The sequence below is a fragment of the Bacillus sp. SIMBA_031 genome (genome assembly GCF_046535225.1).
GTDB lineage: Bacteria > Bacillota > Bacilli > Bacillales > Bacillaceae > Bacillus > Bacillus velezensis.
The window spans coordinates 1-245 of the sequence record NZ_JAWRXC010000575.1 but is presented as its reverse complement, the minus strand read 5'-3'; the positions used below and the strand labels follow the sequence as shown (position 1 = coordinate 245).

At 57.1% G+C, this 245-nt stretch carries 1 protein-coding gene; it reads left to right on the top strand.

The features are described from left to right. Nucleotides 1-187 (top strand): hypothetical protein (locus tag SB724_RS21425; protein ID WP_410573047.1); only part of this gene is annotated, 187 nt, incomplete at its 5' end. Nucleotides 188-245 lie beyond the last annotated feature (58 nt).

Sequence of the window (245 nt, the reverse complement as noted above, 5' to 3'; positions counted from 1 at the left end):
AACGGCCCGCCACGACAAACTGGCCTCATTACCGTCATTTATTGAGCCGATGAGTTGTTCTTGCAGCCCGCGGGTGCAGCGACAAAGCCGCAAGCAAAGAAACCGAGTCGAAGGAATATTGGATCGAGAAGAAGAGCTACCTTTGATCTTCGGCCATGGTCCTGGGCAATACTGTGCCAACGTCTAGGGCGGAGTGCTCGCGGCGAGCCCCTGGGAGTTTACGTGCGACAGCCGAGATCACGCCG